Here is a 17,358-nt window from a genome sequence, read left to right as displayed (position 1 = left end):
AAATAACTAAACGCAAAGTAAAACAAAGATTTGAATCTTCGGTTTGTTCTTAAAGTAAAACTAAGCCACTTCGTTTATCATCGGAAAACAAAACTTTTCTCTTACTTCAATAAGTTTTACGCCTTTGTCTATCTCATTTTTACATCAACTTATTATTTTCCTTTGCGTTCTTTGATTCTTTTTTATTTAAAGTGAAATTAATCATTTCGTCATTTCGAGTAGCGAAGCGTATCGAGAAATCTCTTTCAAAAAGTTCTCGATAAGATTTTCTCAAAATTTACGCGAACTGACGATAAAGCTGTGATAGTGTTCTCTGATATATCGATGTTTCAAAAAATCAATTCGTCGTTAATTTTTTCATATTTTGCAAAGAACCTCCATTAAAAACGTTCTCAAATCCAGCTTGTTTTAAAATAGATTGCGCTTGTTTACTTCTCATTCCACTTCTGCAAAAAACCACAATATTTTCTTTATTTTTCAACTTGTTTTTTTGATTTGAAATTTCATTTAACGGAATATTCACCGCATTTTTTATACTTCCCGAAGCAAATTCTCCTTTGGAACGAACATCGATTAAAGTCGCTCCATTCGTGATAGCTTCCATCAGTTTTTCTGAATCTTCGGAACCGAAAATCTTTTTTAGAAAATCAATAATCATAATTGCATTTTTTTAGATGGACAAACAAAATCTGTTTTTGGAATATCCGTTTTTGAAATGGCACTAAAACCTCCATCAACTTCCGAAAAATTACGATAACCACGTGCTTGAAGAATACTTGCAGCCATCATACTTCTGTAACCTCCCGCACAATGAATGTAAAAAGGTTCGCTAGAATCTACATTATTTATCCAATCATTAATATACGCCAAAGGTCTGCTGTAAGCATTTTGCACGTGTTCTGCTTCGAACTCGCTTTCTTTACGAACGTCCAAAATTTTAATATCTTCAAAATATTCTGAACTAAATTGTTCGGCCGAAATTCTGTTCACGGTATCGATTTCTTTTCCTGAATTTTTCCAAGTTTCAAAACCATTTTCAAGATGCCCTAAAATATGGTCAAAACCAACACGACTCAATCTGGTAACTGCTTCTTCTTCATTTCCTTTATCGGTTACTAACAAAATCGGTTGTCGAACATCTCTCACCAAAGCACCAACCCAAGGCGCAAAATCGCCATTCAGACCAATATTTATCGACTGCGGAATAAATCCCTTTGCAAAATCTGCCGCAGAACGAGTATCTAAAATCAAAGCTTCAGAATTCTCTGCAATTTCTTCAAATTCTTCGGCTGACAAAGCTTTTAAACCGTTATTTAAAACCTCATCAAAGTTTTCGTAACCTTTTTTGTTCATCGCCACATTCATCCCAAAATATGCTGGCGGAGGCAACAAACCATCTGTCACTGCTTTAATGAAAGCTTCTTTATTAGGTTGATTTAATGCATAATTGGTCTTTTTTTGATTTCCTAAAGTGTCAACCGTTTCTTTTTGCATATTCTTGCCACAAGCGGAACCTGCACCATGAGCTGGATACACCGTAATATCATCCGACAAAGGCATAATTTTGTTTTGCAAAGAATCATAAAGCAAACCTGCCAAATCTTCCTGCGTCATATTTGCTGCTTTTTGAGCTAAATCTGGGCGACCAACATCACCCAAAAACAAGGTATCTCCAGAGAAAATCGCCGTTTCTTTGTCGTTTTCATCAATTAAAAGATAAGTGCTACTTTCCATGGTGTGACCTGGCGTGTGAAGAACTTTAATCTTGATGTTCCCGATTTCAAAAATTTGTCCGTCTTCAGCAATAATTGCGTCAAAATCTGGATTTGCAGTTGGTCCGTACACAATTTTCGCGTCTGTTTTTTTGCTTAAATCAACGTGACCGCTAACGAAATCTGCATGAAAATGCGTTTCGAAAATGTATTTTAAAGTCACATTATCTTTTTGCAATCTTTCGATATAAGGTTGGGTTTCACGAAGTGGGTCAATTATCGCCGCCTCGCCGTTGGAAACTATATAATAAGCGCCCTGCGCTAGACATCCTGTATAAATTTGTTCTATTTTCATATTCTTTAATTTAGTTGTACAAAGTTCTTACTATTTAAAATCTTACACCGCTACTTTTGTTACATAGGGTATTGATGGTTGTTGGTTGTTGGTTGATGGTTGATGGCTAATGGTTTTTTAAGAAAAATAATTCATAATTCAATTAACTTCTCGATACGCTGCGCTACTCGAAGTGACGAAATGTTGCTTAAATTCTGATAATTCATAATTCATAATTCATAATTCATAATTCATAATTCATAATTCATAATTCATAATTCATAATTCATAATTCATTACAAAAACATTTCTTTTACAATTACAAAAATTCCCATCACCAGAACAAACCATCCGAAAGTGGGTTTCAGTTTTTTCCCATCAATATTTTTGGATAGTCGCGCACCAATTAAAATTCCGAGAATTGCTAATCCAGAAATTGTCATTAAAAACATCCAATTTATTTCTCCAAAATGCTCATACGAGGTTAGAAAACCGAATGCGGAATTGACTGCAATAATTAATAAAGAAGTTCCAATTGCTTTTTTCATGGGCGTTTTTAATAATCCAACCAAAGCTGGAATAATTAAAAATCCACCACCAGCTCCTACAAATCCAGTAATTACACCAACCATTAATCCTTGAAAAATCACTAATGGATAATTGTATTTTTGATTAGTTGGCGAAATTTCACACTTATCTTTTTTTATCATTTTAAAAGACGCAATAAGCATTAAAATCGCGAAAACCAACATCAGGAACATACTTTTCGAAACGTGAAAATCTTCAATTTCGAATAATGTATTTGGAATTTGAGGAAGAATAAAATGTCTTGACAAATAAACACCAACAATAGACGGCAAACCGAAAGTAATGACAGTTTTTAAATCGATTAAATTATTTTTGAAATAACTGGTTGAACCCACCAAACTTGTTGCACCAACCACAAAAAGTGAATATGTCGTCGCCAAAACGGCATCCACTTGGAATAAATACACCAAAACGGGAACGGTTAAAATACTTCCGCCACCGCCGATTAATCCGAGTGAAATTCCTATTAAAATTGATGCTAAAAATCCTGCTATCTCCATTTTCTATCTTGTGATGATGCAAAATTGGGATAATCGGAGAAATTGTACAGCTACTTTTGTTACAAAGCGCTGCGCTGGTAAAAATTAAATGATTAAATGATTAAAAGATTACTTAAATCAAGACTAACTTCTAACCTCTAATTTCTAACCTCTAATTTTTAACCTCTAATTTTTAAAGTAAAGTAATTTTATTGCGACCAAGTTGAACTTCGCCGTTTTCTTCAAGTTGTTTTAGAAGTCGGGAAACTACAACACGAGCGGTTCCTAGTTCGTTGGCAAGCTGTTCGTGGGTAACATTTAAAGTGTTGGATTGCGTGAGTTCGGCCTTCTTTTCGAGAAGATTTAGTAAGCGTTCATCTACTTTTTTAAAAGCAATTTCGTTGATGATGCCCAACAATTCCTCAAATCTTTTATGATACAATTTGAAGATATAATCGAGCCACTCAGGATGTTCTTTTATAAACTCTGAAACCTTGGTAACAGGAAGGAAAAGTATCTCCGCATCTTCCTCGATTTCAGCTTTCACCTTGCTGGTTTCATTGTGCATTCCGCCCAAAAAAGACATGATGCAAGATTCGCCAGCTTTTATGTAATACAACAGAATTTCGCGGCCGTCTTCTTCTGTACGAACGACCTTCATTGCGCCTTTTGTAACAATAGGAATTGCACGAATACTCGAATTTTCATCCACAATTACATCTCCAGCTTGATATTCTTTGCTAACGCTGTATTTATAAAGCTTTTCAAGGAGTTCTGGCGTGGATTGAAACTCTTGTTTTAATTCTGGACTATCCATTTTATTGTTGGCTATCAAAAGTTGTAAGGTATTTTAATCTCGTGTTAGAAAGCTGTTCTGCGCTTCGGGCAACTTCTTCATAACTTTGATTGGACTTCAATTCAGTTTTTTGAAGAACGAAAGAATTATGCGCATTTTTATCGACAATATCCGAGAAAATAAATTCAATTTCGGAATTTGCTAAAGATGCAAAACTAATATCTTCGAAACCGTAAAGCAGTTTTAAATCTTTAGTTGCAGGATAAAACTCATCTACATATGCTTGGAATTCATTTTTTGAATCGAAATCGCCCGCCCAAATATTATAAACATAATGCTTTTTCGTTGATTTATTCAGAATATCTTGATACACGAAATTCTCACCCAAATAAGCTTCACGAACTTGCGGGTCGTTCGCTAAATCCTCTGGAAGACCTTCTTTCAGGATTCTTCCTTCGAACATAATATAAGTTTTGTGTGTAATCGCTAAAGTCTGTTGAACATTGTGGTCGGTAATTAAAATCCCGATATTTTTGTCCACCAAACTTCGAACAATTTTCTGAATATCTTCCACCGCAATTGGGTCAACTCCAGCAAATGGCTCATCGAGAAGAATAAAGTTGGGACTTGTTGCCAAACATCTTGCGATTTCCGTTCTACGGCGCTCTCCACCAGAAAGCAAATCACCTCTGTTTTTGCGAACGTGATGAAGAGAAAATTCTTCTATCAACTCGTCACATTTCATTTGTTGTTGCTTCTTAGAAAGATTCGTCAACTGCAAAACGCCCATCAAATTATCTTCCACAGACAATTTTCTGAAAATAGAAGCTTCTTGCGCCAAATATCCGATACCTTTTTGGGCACGACGATACATCGCATCGTTGGTAATTTCTTGTTTATCGAGGAAAATTTTACCAGAAGTAGGCTTCACCAAACCTACAATCATGTAGAAAGAAGTGGTTTTTCCGGCACCGTTAGGACCTAACAAACCGACAATTTCACCTTGTTGAACCTGCACAGAAACGCCTTTCACAACTTTCTTTGGTCCGTATTCTTTAATTAAATTTTCTCCTCGTAAAATCATAGTGACAAAGATAATTATTTTTTGAATCTAAATAAGTTTTAGGATTTTACTTCTTCGCAGATTTTCTAGCCCCGATTGAACGGCATGTTTGAGCTCATCCCAAATAGCGAGGAAAAAGCTTGGCTTTGGGATAGCGAGTAGTGAAAGCGGGATTAGCTCCTAATTACAAAATAGATGAAAACTAAGATTTGAAATTTGGAAATAGCACAAAATAATAACGTAATTTGTGGAAAAATAGCAGAAATGCAAATCATTGAAAGTTTCCAGAACGAAAAAATAAAGAAAATTAGTCGTTGGCTAAGCAAAAATAGTGACCGAAAAAAAGCCGAAGTTTTTTTGGTGGAAGGTCAACAAGAAAATGAACGTGCACTACATTTTGGCTACGAAGCGGTGGAATTTTATGTTGCGCCAGATATTTTTGTAGGCAAAACACCTACAGAAAATGTGAATTTTGTAAGTAAAGCGGTGTACGAAAAAATTGCATATCGTGGAACGACGGAAGGAATAATTGGCGTCTATAAGAATAAGGAACTGAATTTGGCTTCTCTGAAACTGAAAGAAAATTCTACAATTATCATTTTGGAAAGTATCGAAAAGCCTGGAAATCTTGGCGCAATATTGAGAAGTTGTGAAGCTTTTGGGATCGATGCTTTGATTGTGACCGATCCAAAAGTTGATTTTTATAACCCGAATGTAATCAGAAGTAGCGTCGGTTGCCTTTTTGGGATGAACTTTTTTGCGGTAAGTAATGAAGACGCTTTCGACTTTTTGAAAAGAAATGCTTTTGAAATCTACACGACTTTTATGTCTGACGATGCGCAATCTCTAGACTCGCGTAATCTAAAACAGAAAAGTGCTATTCTTTTTGGGACTGAACATTCTGGACTTAGTGACTTTTGGAAGGAAAAAGGAAAAAACACGTTGATACCGATGGCTGGAAGTATTGACTCTTTGAATTTGAGCAATGCTGTTGCGATAATTTGTTATGAAGCACTTCGTCAAAAAATGAAATAAAAAAAACCGTTTCGAAATCGAAACGGTTCTTTTTTTACAAATAATTTTTAATTATTTTGTAGCTTCTTTTACTTCTTTAGCAGCATCTTTAACTTCTTTAGCAGCATCTTTAACAGTTGCAGCAGCAGAGTCAACTTTAGCAGCAGCTGAATCAACAGTAGCTGAAGCTGAATCAACAGTAGCAGCAGCAGTATCAACTACAGCAGCAGCTGAATCTGTGTTAGCAGCATCTACGTTTTCAGTTTTTTTACAAGCTACAAGAGCAACAGCAGCGATAGCAGCTACAAATAATGACTTTTTCATAATAAATTAAATTTAATTTTGTTTGTTATTTTAAATGAATTCTTTTCTGTTCTATCAATTTGAACAGGACAAAGGTATGGCAGCAAAAAAATTTGTGTTAGAAAATTAATTGTAATATCTTTGTAAAATAGTTTTACAATTAAAAGCATCTGTAAAACAGTTAATTATAAATTTTTCAGCATTTGGACAATTTAGAAATTTTATACTTTGAACAGCTAAAAAAAGAGGTTCAGGCCAAGTATTTAGACAATCATACACCTTCCCACAATGATATTACTAAGTGGAAAGGTATTGACATCATATATTTTCAAGAAGACTTAAGAAAATACGCTAAAGGAAACATTAGCGAAAAGTCTTTTTACACTTATTTCAAAACCTCGCCAGTAAGCAAATTACCAAGAATTGACATGCTTAATTTATTATCAAATTATGCAGGTTACGAATCTTGGTTTAATTATAAAAAGCTCAAACCAATTGCTTTACCAACTACTGAAGTAGATGAACCAGAACTAGAAATTACACCTACTGAAAAAACAGTAAAAGTTGTTGAAAATTCAACAATGGATAAGCAAGCAACGATTGATGTTATTCCAAATAATCTTGAAGTTGAAAAAGTCGATAATAATCTACAAGTTCAAGATAGAAATGATTTAGAAAAATCGACAAAAAAAGAAGTTTTACAAATAAACAATACTGATAATCAACAAATTGAAACCCTATCCAATGTTCAGAAAAGAAATTTTTTCAAGAAAAACATTTGGTACATCATAACATCTGTGTTAAGTCTTTCGATTTTATTCTTAATATTTCGAGATCAATGGTTATATAAAGAATATACATACAGCTTCATTGACTCTGACCGAAATACATTAATAAAGGATGAACTAGATGTAAAAATCCTTAAAGAGAATGAATCTCCAATCCTTATAAGAATTAAACCGAACGCTCCTTTCAAATACACAACACAGAGCAAAACTTTAACTATGATTGTTTCTTCCCCTTTTTATAAAACTGATACCATCAAAAGGAACTTAGAAACAGCACCTGAAAAAGAAAACATTGAGCTAAAACCTAATGATTATGCGATTCTACTTTACTATTATTCTAGATCTATAAAAGATTTTAAAAAGAAAAGAGAACAGCTAAACCAATTGATTAGCGATGATGCACAAATAACGCAAGTCTATGACAACGAGACTTACGCTGTTGAGCGACTTGATAAACAAAAATACATTAGCCTCGTTACGTTACCAACCACCGCTTTAGAAAACCTAAATGTGATTGATACACAGATGAAAAATGGCAAAATAGTACTTATCCGTTTTAAAATTTCAACCAATGAGAAGTAAAATACTATCCATATTTATAGCAATTTTTGTAAGCATTAGTATTATTTCGTGTAACAAAAAATACGAAGGCGAATCGAACATCAACGATGTTAAATACAAGAATAATCGCAACACGATTCCATCGGCAAAAATGGATAGCGCACAAGCTATAAACATAATAACTAAGCAGAAAATACAAGATCTATTGGATCTTTCCACGCTTTATATTTCTGGAAATAAGGATACCGAAATAGACTCTGTAATCTATGCACAAATGCAAAGTTATTTTTTAAAAACGGATTCTACTCAACTAAAACCTTTATTTAAGGACCTTGACAGCCTCAAAGTTCGCTACGCAAGTATCAATAATTTAAACATCGAAAGAAAAATTACTGAAAAAGACACCTTCGATGTTGCTAAATTTAATGTTGAATATTATAATAGCAAAAAAGCTTTTATTGGAAGTTATGATAGAAATGCTGAATATGTCTTGAAATCTATGCCAGCGAAAGACAATAATGAGTTTAAGTTTTATTTCAAAAATTTTTACACCGATCTAAACAAGAAAAAAGACTCGATATCCGTGCAAACTGAAAGCACTCAAGCTACATCAAAAGAACAAAAATCGCAGAGCAAAGCAGAAAAATCAATCAAAAAGAAATAAAAAAAGCCTCCGAATGGAGGCTTAATTGTTTAAATCTTATTTAGATTATTTTTTAACTGCATCAACAGCTTCTTTAACTTCTGCTTTAGCAGAGTCTACTTTAGCAGTTGCAGAGTCTACTTTAGCTACTGCCGTGTCAACCTCTTTAGATAACGAATCTACTTTAGCTGCAGCTGAGTCAACAACGTTTGTATCAACAGTTTCAGCTTTTTTACAAGACACTACTGCTAATGAAATGATCGCTAATGTTCCAAATACTTTTTTCATAATAAAATGTTTTTAAATAATTAATATATGTAAAATTTGTGTTTCGCCTTATCTTTAAGACATTACAAATATATACCAGCAAATAATACAAATAAAATAATTCAGTTGTATAGTTCTTGTAATTCAATTTACAAATTTACAATACTATAAATCACTTATTTACATAAAATTACACATACTAAAATACAAAAACCTGATTAGGGATTATTAAAAAATCTAACCTAATATCTGAATACAAAACATCTACAACTAAAGAATTTGGTTTATAAAAACTTAATCCAATTTTATTATCAACAACATTTTCGCTAAAGAATCGATCATAAAAACCTTTCCCATATCCTACTCTATTACCTTTTGGATCGCAGTACAACAAAGGTGTCAAACAAAAATCAAATTCTTTGATAGTGCTACCAACATTAGTTTTTGGTTCTTTTATATTCCATTTACTAATAGAAAATTCAGTATCAGGTGTTACTTCAATAGAAATTAGGTCATCACCTACAACTTTCGGAACAAAAATCTGAATGCTATTTTTAAAACAATAATCAAAGAAAAACTGCGTATTAACTTCGTTCTTAGACGTTATCGGCAAAAAACAATGAATTTTTGAATTCGGTTTTAAATTAAATTCTTTTAAAAACATTTCAAAAATCTGCTCAGAAAACAGAAAAACCTCGTCTTGTGACAAGGTCATTCTTTTATCTAAATATCTTTTTCTTAAAACTTCTTTTGTTTCAAAAATAGTTTCCATTATATCTCTTTAACCGAAATAATATTAACAGGACAAGCTTTTGCAGCTTTATCACACGACTCAAAAGCATCAGGAAAAGGCGTTTTAATGGTAAAAAAACCTTTCTTTTCAATTGATTTTAATAATACAGATTTGCCATCTTTTTTAGACATTCTAAAAAATTCTGGTGCAAATTCCGCACAATAATTACAACCAATACATTTGTCTCTTTGCAATGTAACAATAACCATCAATCCTAATATTAATGCGAATAAGCGCCTTCTTCTACATTATTTTGTTGTGTTCCTGGCTCTTCAACCTTCACAACTTTATAAAGTTTGTCTGATGGACGCACACGAAAATCAGTTTTGAAAGTAATAACATCAGCCTTTGTTGCTTTTGTAGCACCTTCTTTACCATCCACCATTAGACCTTTAATCACCATTTCTTGCGAACCAGTTGTTGGACCTTGGATTAAAACAGTATCTCCTTCCGCCAAATCATAAGCTTCGATTAAGAATTCTGCAATTTCTGATTTTGGATAGAAATGACGACCTTTTCCGATATAGACTTTCTTTTGCGTAGCGCTAGATCCAGAATTATCAGACCACTCCCCCAATTCTTGACCAAGATAATAACCTGCCCAAAAACCTCTGTTATATACAGTTTCTAGACGCTCCATCCAACCTTTTACTTTTTCTTGAGAGAAAGTCCCGTCTGCGATACTGTCAATCGCTTCACGATAACATTTTGTCACCATCGCCACATATTCTGGCGCACGACCACGACCTTCAATTTTCAAAACTTTAACGCCAGCATCTTCAATTTGATCTAAGAAACCAATTGTACAAAGATCTTTTGGCGACATCATATATTCGTTATCCAGTTCGATTTCGAAACCAGTTTCTTGATCGATAACGGTATATTTTTTACGACAATTTTGCTTACAAGCACCTCTATTAGCTGACGAATTGTTAGAGTGAAGACTCAAATAACATTTACCCGAAACTGCCATACAAAGCGCACCATGACCGAAAATTTCAACTTCTACTAAATTACCAGAAGGTCCTTTAACTTGTTCTTTTTCAATTTGTGTCGCAATTTTTTTGATCTGAGAAATACTCAACTCGCGACTCATTACCATTGTATCAGCAAAAAGTGCATAGAATTTCACGGTTTCGATATTGGTAATATTAATCTGCGTCGAGATATGAATTTCCATACCGATTTGTCTTGCATAAGCAATAACCGCTTGATCCATCGCAATAACCGCTGTAAGATTAGCAGCTTTCGCCTTATCCAAAAGGGTTTTTATAATCGATAAATCATGGTCATATATAATCGTGTTAAGCGTCAAATACGTTCTTACACCTTTCTCTTCACAACGTCTTGCAATCTCAGGAAGATCGTCAAGTGTAAAGTTCATGGTAGCACGGGCACGCATGTTAAGCTGCTCTACACCAAAGTAAACAGAATCTGCACCATTGTCAATCGCCGCTTGTAACGAAGTAAAATCTCCTGCGGGAGACATTAGTTCTATTCTTCCTGTCTTTGTCATTTTATTATAACTAAATTTTTTGCAAAGGTAATTAATTTATTCTTGTTTAAAATTAAAGCCAATTGATAGTTTTATTAACATAAAATTATATCCTCTATGAGAAGTTTTGTCAGCTTTTAAAAAATCATTGACAAATTTTCACATTTAACAAAAATAAAAACCGTGTTTCAAGTCTTAAAAAGCCTTTAAAACCGCTAAAAAACTCTTAAAATCTAAAAATATTTATTAATTTATATTTAATAATGGTTAAACTTCGTTAAATCTGTAACACTAAGTTTTTAGTTTATACTTATTTAGCATTAAATTTGTTTAAAGATTAAAATCAAAAACTAAAGGAAATATAAAATGAAGAATACATTTAAAAAACTAATGCCGTTGGCTGTAGTTGGGGTTTTATCAGGCGCAACTACTTTTGGAGCTATTAAATATTTTGATCCACATAATTCTGGTGAAGATTTTTCATACTTTACAAAATCGAGTAACAATGCAAGCTTTGCTGGTCTTAATACTGGCGCAGTCGGGGATGACTTTGTAAAAGCTTCTAAGATGACTGTTCCCGCAGTTGTTACCATAAAAAATTATTCTGATAGATCTGCGCAAAGAGCGCCAGATAGCGACTTGTTTGATTTCTTCTTCGGGAATCCTTTTGGAGGAGGAAGACAACAACCGCAGCAACGTCAACAACCACCTAAAAATATGCCTTCTGGTTTAGGTTCTGGCGTAATTATCTCTCCTGATGGTTACATCATTTCTAACAATCACGTAGTAGCAGGAGCTAGCAAACTAGAAGTTGTACTTAGTAATAAAAAAACTTACATCGCTAATCTAGTTGGTACCGATCCAAATACAGATATCGCGCTTTTAAAAATTGAAGAAAAAGGTCTTCCTTATCTTAATTTCGCAAACTCAGATGCGGTTGAAGTTGGACAATGGGTTTTGGCAGTTGGTAACCCCTTAGGTCTTAATTCTACAGTTACAGCGGGTATTATCTCTGCTAAAGGAAGAAGCATCGACCTTTTAAGTCAACAATCTAGAACACCAATTGAAAGCTTTATCCAAACGGATGCTGCGATTAATCCAGGTAACAGTGGTGGCGCTTTGGTTAACGTAAGTGGCGACCTTATTGGTATTAATACAGCTATCTCTTCAAACACTGGATATTATGAAGGTTATGGTTTTGCAGTTCCTTCTAACTTAGCAAGAAAAATTGTTGAGGACATTAAGAAGTTTGGTTTGGTACAAAGAGGTTTCTTAGGTGTTGGAACACTTGACCTATCAAACGACAACCAAGTGATGGCTTACAACCAAGAGAAAAAAGCCAATTTAAAAACTGGAAATGGCGTTTATGTGCGAGAAGTTAGCGATAATAGTGGCGCTGGTGATGCAGGAATAAGAATCGGAGATGTCATCACTAAAATTGATAACACAGACATCAATAGCTACGCAGATTTATCTTTCGTGATTGGTAGCAAAAGGCCTGGTGACAGAGTTTTGGTGACTTATACCAGAAACGGAAAAACAAATACAGCTAACGTAACGCTTAAAGATCAAAAAGGTAATACATCTGCAAGAAGTAAAGCTGACTTAACGGTTACTGAAAAAATCGGTAGTGAGTTCGAGCCATTAAGTGATAGAATTAAAACAAACTATGGACTTAACAGCGGCGTTATTGCTAGAAATGTGACCGAAGGTGGCGAAATGGACAAAATCGGAATCGTTGACAACTACATCATTATCGAAGTTAATGGTAAACCTGTTAACAGCCAAAAAGATGTTGAAAAAATCCTTGATGGATATTCGGGAAATGTACAAGTTAAATACGTTGACGAATACGGAAGAATGACAACTAGAGGTTTTAAAATGCCTTAATCAATAAACAAAATTCAAAAGAAAAGCAGCTCGAATAAGAGCTGCTTTTTTAGTTTTAAAACAATGTCAATCTGGATGGATCACTTCCCATTTGTGGAATATGAATTTCTTTTCCCCAAGCTTCATTTAGTTTTTTAATAAAATGTGCAGACAAAAGTGGCGATGCTTTTTCAATGTTTTGATGAACGAAGAAATACAAGTTTTCTAAACCTTCTTCCTTCCAAGTTGTCAATCGATCCAACCAATCATCCAATCTTTGATAATCGTTCTCAGCATTAGCACCAACATATCTAATAAAAGCTGTTGGCGTCGTCAATCGCATGTGTAACATATCACGACGTCCAGCAGTATCAACAATAATATTAGTCACATTATTATCTTCAAACAATTTACAAGTTTTATCAAAAACCTCTTCATCTACAAACCATTCGGTGTTACGAAGTTCGACTGCTAAAGGCACTTCTTTTGGCCAATTTTGGATAAACTTTTCTAAACGTTCATAATCTTTAGGCTTAAAATTATCGTGTAACTGTAAGAAAACCATTCCTAATTTATCTCCGAAATTAAGAACCGAAGTTGCAAATTGTGTCACAACATCATCAATATTTAATAATCTTCGAAAATGCGAAACCGTATTGGTAATTTTAGGAAAAAATTTAAAATCATCGGGCGTTTTATCTTTCCAAGTTAAAACCTGATCAGGAGAAGGCATCCCGTAAAACGTTGCATTCAACTCAATGGAATTAAATTGCGTCGCATAATAACTCAATTCATCTTTTGTACCTTTTGGATAAAAGCCTTTAAGGTCGGTTTTATTCCATTTTGCACAACCAATTGATATATCTTGCAAGCCTTTTTTATTTAGTTTTAAAATAGTCTTCGTATGCGAATTATCTTGAGGTAGCGTAAAATCTATTTTTGAAGGATCTTCAACTTGTCCGAATTTCATTGTGATTAAATTTTTAATTCAAAGTTTAAAGTTAGAAAAAAACTGACATCTTTTGTAAATGTTTAATCCAAAAAAAGACCGCAGAAAATCTACGGTCTTTTTAAGTATCAATTATTATAAAGTCATTTTGTTATGCTTCACAAGAAGAACAACTTACAAAGTTCACCATCAATTCTTTTGACACCGACGAACTTCTTTGGTAATATAGGGTTTTTACGCCTTTTTTCCAAGCTTCAATCATCACATAATTAACATCTTTAACCGGCATTGTAGACGGAATCTGTAAGTTAAGTGACTGCGCTTGATCGATATATTGTTGTCTTTGAGCAGCTTGTGATACAATTTCCATTGGAGAAATCTCTCTAAATGTTTTGAAAACTGCTTTTTCATCATCCGTCAAACCATCAAGATGTTGCACAGAACCGTGATTTAACATCACATTTCTCCAAGTTTCTTCGTTATCAAGACCCTTTTCTTCTAATAGTTTAGCAAGATATTTATTCTTACGCATAAAGTTTCCTTTTGCCAAACCAGCTTTGTAATAGTTAGAAGCGAAAGGCTCAATACCTGGCGAAGTTTGCCCCAAAATTGCAGAACTAGAAGTTGTCGGTGCAATCGCCATCAAAGTTGTATTACGAAGTCCGTAACCTTTTAACATTTCTGGTTCACCATAGATGTTAGCCAACTCTCTAGAAGCTTGCTCTGCCTGCTCTTTAATATGTCTGAAAGCTCTTGCGTTAAATTGTGTCGCTTCGAAACTTTCAAACGGAATCATATTCTTTTGTAAATAAGAATGGTAACCCAAAACACCCAAACCTAAAGCTCGGTGACGCATTGCGAAATTACGTGCTGAAGTCAAATAATAGTTGCCTTCAGTTTTTTCGATAAACTCCGACAATACAGCGTCTAGGAAATAAATCGCCAATTTAACAGCGTTGGTATCTTTCCACTCGTCGAACAACTCAAGGTTCATTGAAGAAAGACAACAGATAAACGACTCGTTGGTTGTCGATGGCAACATAATCTCCGAACAAAGATTACTTGCATTAACCATTAATCCCGCATCTTTGTAAACTTGAGGTTTATTTCTGTTAACATTATCCGTAAAGAAAATATATGGTAAACCTTTTTGTTGGCGGCTTTCTAGCACGCGCGCCCAGATTTTACGTTTTTCCATATCACCATCTACCATGTCTTGCATCCAATAATCTGGAACGCAAACACCTGTAAACAAGTTTTGGATAGGACTTCCGATATCTTTGATTGATAAAAACTCTTCAATATCTCCGTGGTCGATGTCTAGATAAGCAGCAAAAGCACCACGTCTCACACCACCTTGTGATACAACATCCATCGCGGTGTCAAACAGTTTCATGAACGAAACCGCACCCGAAGATTTTCCGTTGTCTGTAACAGCAGTACCACGATTACGCAATTCTCCAAAATAACCCGATGTACCACCACCAATTTTGGTTTGCATAATGACTTCACCCATTTTGTGCGTAATTCCTTCGATACTATCTGGAATATGAACATTAAAACACGAAATCGGCAATCCTCTTTGTGTTCCCATATTTGCCCAAACTGGCGAAGAAAAACTAATCCAACCTTTTACAATCATCTCTTTGAAAGCTGGTTGTAATTCTGGTTTGAAAAGTCTTTTTGCCGCAGCAGTTGTAATACGATCAATTGCGCCGTCTACAGTTTCACCTTTTAGAAGATAACCTCTGTTAAGCATTTGCTCGGACTCTTCGTTGAGCCACCAGATATCGATATTTTCGTCCATCATACGTTATATATTGAGAATCACCAAAGTGACGTTAATTTAAATTAAAACAAATCGTTTGCAGTAATCGACTTGTCATGCTTAGTATAATCTACAGGTCTTTTTGCAAAGAAATCGTCCATAGAGTTTGCGAATACTTCCTCCTCGAACCAAACCATTGGTCTGTATTGCTCTGGAGAAACATCATAACGTGTTTTCATACCGATTTTTTTAAGAGAATCGTCAACACGGTATTTCATAAAGTTAAGAAGATCTTCTTTTGAAAAGTTATCCAATTCGCCTTGTTCGAAAATCCAATCAAGAATTTCTGCTTCTAACGCGATAGATTCATCAACCAAAGTATAAATGTCTTCGATGTCAGAATCCGTCAAAAGATTAGGTTGCTCTTCTCTGATTTTGTTGATTAAATAAATACCAGCATTAGCGTGGATTTGCTCATCAACAGAAGTCCAAGCAATAATGTTAGATACATTCTTCATGAATCCTTTGAATCTTGTAAACGACAAAATAATCGCAAACTGAGAGAACAAAGACACGTTTTCAATTAAAATCGAAAACAATAATAAAGAAGAAACATATTCTTTCGGCGTTGTAGAATTAGCATGTTTAAGAACATTTGACAAAAAGTCAATTCTTTTCTTAACCGCAGGAATTTCTACAACACTGTTAAACTCTTCGTTATAACCAAGAACTTCCAACAATCTAGAATAAGCTTCCGAGTGACGGAATTCACACTCCGCAAAAGTTGCTCCCAAACCATTAAATTCTGGCTTCGGTAAATGGTTGTAAAGATTTCCCCAAAAAGTTTTAACCGAAACTTCGATTTGAGCAATTGCTAAAAGCGCATGTTTAACCGCAATTTTTTCATGTGGCGCCAATTGAGAATGGAAATCTTGGATATCTGCGGTAAAATCTACTTCAGAATGAACCCAAAAAGACTTGTTAATCGCTTCTACAAATTGCAAAATCTCTGGATACTCAAATGGTTTGTAACTAACTCTTTTATCAAAAATGCCCATAATTCTTTAACTTTTTATTCGCGTTTTATGCTTTCTAGCAGTGATTTATTTTCCTTAGAAATATTTATTTGTTTCAATTTCAAGAATTTAGAAAATATGATTTTGAAACAAATCGGTCTTACAAAAATAGAAATAGAAAGTCTAAAAAGAAAATCCAAAAGCCCCGAAAAGTCGAAAATTAATGTTAATGTTTTAAAAAGTTTTCCACAGAATTCGCCAAGCTTTGATTAGCAATAGGTTAGCAAAATTCTAAACTAGATTTATCCACAATGATGCTTTTCACAATTAAACAAAATAAAATTAACTACTGATTATCAGTTATTTAAAAACAAACACTGATTAAAATGTTTTTAAAAACTAGAGACACTAAAATTTAGAAAAGAAAGACTAGATAAAATTCGTATCTTTGTAGACACACTTGGGGTTGACTGGTTTCGACAGCAAGACCAATGTGTAAGTAAGCATGCAGAGAACCGTAGCGCGATCTCTTTAATCCCTTGCTACAAAATTTTAACTGGCAACGAAGAGTTCGCTCTTGCAGCTTAATCCGAAGTTTAGTAGGTTCTGAGCGCTTTCCCGAAGATAGTAGGGAAGCAAGATGTCTCACCAATGTTCTGTTCTGCGACGTTGGATTCTGGGGCATAGGAATGCGGAAATAAGGTTTTGGAAGCTTCGGCTAAAACACGAAAATCTTAGAAGATAAGATGTAGGTTGGGTGTTTGCTCTCTGCCTATGTTCGAAAACCAATAGCAAAATAAGCATGTAGAAAGCTTATGTATTGCTTGTTTGGACGAGGGTTCGAATCCCTCCAACTCCACTTAAAACTCTGTAAATAATTGATTTACAGGGTTTTATTTTAAAAGGTGCTATTGTAGGTG

Annotated in this window: 16 protein-coding genes, 1 other RNA gene and 1 pseudogene; 5 read left to right on the top strand and 13 right to left on the bottom strand. The window is 34.3% G+C overall.

The genetic code is table 11. The features are described from left to right. Positions 1–337 precede the first annotated feature (337 nt). The 5 genes and pseudogenes from B5X62_RS09780 to lptB form a co-directional block, all read right to left on the bottom strand. A complete protein-coding gene (locus tag B5X62_RS09780; protein WP_079667246.1) occupies positions 338–658 on the bottom strand; it encodes a rhodanese-like domain-containing protein in 321 nt (106 codons plus the stop codon). Continuing rightward, entirely contained in the window at positions 655–2,067 is a 1,413-nt protein-coding gene (locus tag B5X62_RS09775; RefSeq protein ID WP_079667245.1) for an MBL fold metallo-hydrolase, read from the bottom strand. The genes B5X62_RS09780 and B5X62_RS09775 overlap by 4 nt, the downstream gene beginning before the upstream one ends. A 275-nt stretch (positions 2,068–2,342) precedes the next feature. Beyond that, positions 2,343–3,134, bottom strand: a complete 792-nt coding sequence (locus tag B5X62_RS09770) for a sulfite exporter TauE/SafE family protein (protein ID WP_079667244.1) — start codon at positions 3,132–3,134, stop codon at positions 2,343–2,345. A 172-nt stretch (positions 3,135–3,306) separates the two neighbouring features. Continuing rightward, on the bottom strand, positions 3,307–3,930 hold the full coding sequence (locus B5X62_RS09765) for a Crp/Fnr family transcriptional regulator (RefSeq protein ID WP_079667243.1): 624 nt from the start codon (positions 3,928–3,930) through the stop codon (positions 3,307–3,309). A 337-nt stretch (positions 3,931–4,267) separates the two neighbouring features. Then, a pseudogene (gene lptB / locus B5X62_RS09760) lies at positions 4,268–4,993 on the bottom strand (LPS export ABC transporter ATP-binding protein); the annotation flags it as partial. A 243-nt stretch (positions 4,994–5,236) separates the two neighbouring features. Between lptB and B5X62_RS09755 the strand changes: the two are divergent. Then, positions 5,237–6,007, top strand: a complete 771-nt coding sequence (locus B5X62_RS09755) for a TrmH family RNA methyltransferase (RefSeq protein ID WP_079667321.1) — start codon at positions 5,237–5,239, stop codon at positions 6,005–6,007. Positions 6,008–6,058: 51 nt separating this feature from the next. On the opposite strand, the gene B5X62_RS09750 is transcribed toward B5X62_RS09755, so the two are convergent. Beyond that, positions 6,059–6,310: a hypothetical protein gene (locus tag B5X62_RS09750; RefSeq protein ID WP_079667241.1), complete on the bottom strand. Its 252-nt coding sequence runs from the start codon at positions 6,308–6,310 to the stop codon at positions 6,059–6,061. A gap of 182 nt (positions 6,311–6,492) precedes the next feature. Here B5X62_RS09750 and B5X62_RS09745 point away from each other — a divergent pair, with 182 nt between their 5' ends. Both B5X62_RS09745 and B5X62_RS09740 read left to right on the top strand, forming a co-directional pair. Continuing rightward, on the top strand, positions 6,493–7,659 hold the full coding sequence (locus B5X62_RS09745; protein ID WP_079667240.1) for a hypothetical protein: 1,167 nt from the start codon (positions 6,493–6,495) through the stop codon (positions 7,657–7,659). Then, on the top strand, positions 7,649–8,302 hold the full coding sequence (locus B5X62_RS09740) for a hypothetical protein (RefSeq protein ID WP_245797177.1): 654 nt from the start codon (positions 7,649–7,651) through the stop codon (positions 8,300–8,302). The genes B5X62_RS09745 and B5X62_RS09740 overlap by 11 nt, the downstream gene beginning before the upstream one ends. Before the next feature lie 45 nt (positions 8,303–8,347). Here the strand turns inward: B5X62_RS09740 and B5X62_RS09735 are convergent, their stop codons facing one another. The 4 genes from B5X62_RS09735 to B5X62_RS09720 form a co-directional block, all read right to left on the bottom strand. Beyond that, entirely contained in the window at positions 8,348–8,569 is a 222-nt protein-coding gene (locus B5X62_RS09735; RefSeq protein WP_079667239.1) for a hypothetical protein, read from the bottom strand. 178 nt (positions 8,570–8,747) lie between these two features. Then, on the bottom strand, positions 8,748–9,320 hold the full coding sequence (locus tag B5X62_RS09730) for a 5-formyltetrahydrofolate cyclo-ligase (protein ID WP_079667238.1): 573 nt from the start codon (positions 9,318–9,320) through the stop codon (positions 8,748–8,750). Then, positions 9,320–9,550, bottom strand: a complete 231-nt coding sequence (locus tag B5X62_RS09725; RefSeq protein WP_079667237.1) for a ferredoxin — start codon at positions 9,548–9,550, stop codon at positions 9,320–9,322. Before B5X62_RS09725 ends, B5X62_RS09730 begins: the two co-directional genes overlap by 1 nt. A gap of 11 nt (positions 9,551–9,561) precedes the next feature. Next, positions 9,562–10,857, bottom strand: a complete 1,296-nt coding sequence (locus B5X62_RS09720; RefSeq protein WP_079667236.1) for a peptidase U32 family protein — start codon at positions 10,855–10,857, stop codon at positions 9,562–9,564. 345 nt (positions 10,858–11,202) lie between these two features. On the opposite strand from B5X62_RS09720, the gene B5X62_RS09715 reads away from it, so the two are divergent. Next, positions 11,203–12,726 carry a trypsin-like peptidase domain-containing protein gene (locus B5X62_RS09715; RefSeq protein ID WP_079667235.1) on the top strand — a complete coding sequence of 508 codons (1,524 nt, stop codon included), beginning with the start codon at positions 11,203–11,205 and terminating at the stop codon, positions 12,724–12,726. 55 nt (positions 12,727–12,781) lie between these two features. Here the strand turns inward: B5X62_RS09715 and B5X62_RS09710 are convergent, their stop codons facing one another. The 3 genes from B5X62_RS09710 to B5X62_RS09700 form a co-directional block, all read right to left on the bottom strand. Then, positions 12,782–13,675, bottom strand: coding sequence for a DUF72 domain-containing protein (locus B5X62_RS09710; protein WP_079667234.1), 894 nt, complete (start codon positions 13,673–13,675; stop codon positions 12,782–12,784). A gap of 130 nt (positions 13,676–13,805) precedes the next feature. Further along, positions 13,806–15,461: a ribonucleoside-diphosphate reductase subunit alpha gene (locus B5X62_RS09705; RefSeq protein ID WP_079667233.1), complete on the bottom strand. Its 1,656-nt coding sequence runs from the start codon at positions 15,459–15,461 to the stop codon at positions 13,806–13,808. Between the two features lie 44 nt (positions 15,462–15,505). Next, positions 15,506–16,480 carry a ribonucleotide-diphosphate reductase subunit beta gene (locus B5X62_RS09700; RefSeq protein ID WP_079667232.1) on the bottom strand — a complete coding sequence of 325 codons (975 nt, stop codon included), beginning with the start codon at positions 16,478–16,480 and terminating at the stop codon, positions 15,506–15,508. Between the two features lie 420 nt (positions 16,481–16,900). Between B5X62_RS09700 and ssrA the strand changes: the two genes are divergently transcribed. Beyond that, positions 16,901–17,300, top strand: a transfer-messenger RNA (tmRNA) gene (gene ssrA / locus B5X62_RS09690). Positions 17,301–17,358: the final 58 nt, after the last annotated feature.

This window comes from Soonwooa buanensis, assembly GCF_900167905.1.
Classification (GTDB): Bacteria; Bacteroidota; Bacteroidia; order Flavobacteriales; family Weeksellaceae; genus Soonwooa; species Soonwooa buanensis.
Note: the sequence above shows the minus strand (reverse complement) of the source record. Positions and strands in the feature narration are given on the sequence as shown.

Excerpts from the sequence above, each read along its gene's own strand:
- B5X62_RS09700 (WP_079667232.1), bottom strand. The coding sequence starts at position 16,480 with ATGGGCATTTTTGATAAAAGAGTTAGTTACAAACCATTTGAGTATCCA.
- B5X62_RS09765 (WP_079667243.1), bottom strand. The coding sequence starts at position 3,930 with ATGGATAGTCCAGAATTAAAACAAGAGTTTCAATCCACGCCAGAACTC.
- B5X62_RS09720 (WP_079667236.1), bottom strand. The coding sequence starts at position 10,857 with ATGACAAAGACAGGAAGAATAGAACTAATGTCTCCCGCAGGAGATTTT.
- B5X62_RS09705 (WP_079667233.1), bottom strand. The coding sequence starts at position 15,461 with ATGGACGAAAATATCGATATCTGGTGGCTCAACGAAGAGTCCGAGCAA.
- B5X62_RS09740 (WP_245797177.1), top strand. The coding sequence starts at position 7,649 with ATGAGAAGTAAAATACTATCCATATTTATAGCAATTTTTGTAAGCATT.
- B5X62_RS09710 (WP_079667234.1), bottom strand. The coding sequence starts at position 13,675 with ATGAAATTCGGACAAGTTGAAGATCCTTCAAAAATAGATTTTACGCTA.
- B5X62_RS09750 (WP_079667241.1), bottom strand. The coding sequence starts at position 6,310 with ATGAAAAAGTCATTATTTGTAGCTGCTATCGCTGCTGTTGCTCTTGTA.
- B5X62_RS09715 (WP_079667235.1), top strand. The coding sequence starts at position 11,203 with ATGAAGAATACATTTAAAAAACTAATGCCGTTGGCTGTAGTTGGGGTT.
- B5X62_RS09755 (WP_079667321.1), top strand. The coding sequence starts at position 5,237 with ATGCAAATCATTGAAAGTTTCCAGAACGAAAAAATAAAGAAAATTAGT.
- B5X62_RS09730 (WP_079667238.1), bottom strand. The coding sequence starts at position 9,320 with ATGGAAACTATTTTTGAAACAAAAGAAGTTTTAAGAAAAAGATATTTA.
- B5X62_RS09775 (WP_079667245.1), bottom strand. The coding sequence starts at position 2,067 with ATGAAAATAGAACAAATTTATACAGGATGTCTAGCGCAGGGCGCTTAT.
- B5X62_RS09735 (WP_079667239.1), bottom strand. The coding sequence starts at position 8,569 with ATGAAAAAAGTATTTGGAACATTAGCGATCATTTCATTAGCAGTAGTG.
- B5X62_RS09725 (WP_079667237.1), bottom strand. The coding sequence starts at position 9,550 with ATGGTTATTGTTACATTGCAAAGAGACAAATGTATTGGTTGTAATTAT.
- B5X62_RS09770 (WP_079667244.1), bottom strand. The coding sequence starts at position 3,134 with ATGGAGATAGCAGGATTTTTAGCATCAATTTTAATAGGAATTTCACTC.
- B5X62_RS09780 (WP_079667246.1), bottom strand. The coding sequence starts at position 658 with ATGATTATTGATTTTCTAAAAAAGATTTTCGGTTCCGAAGATTCAGAA.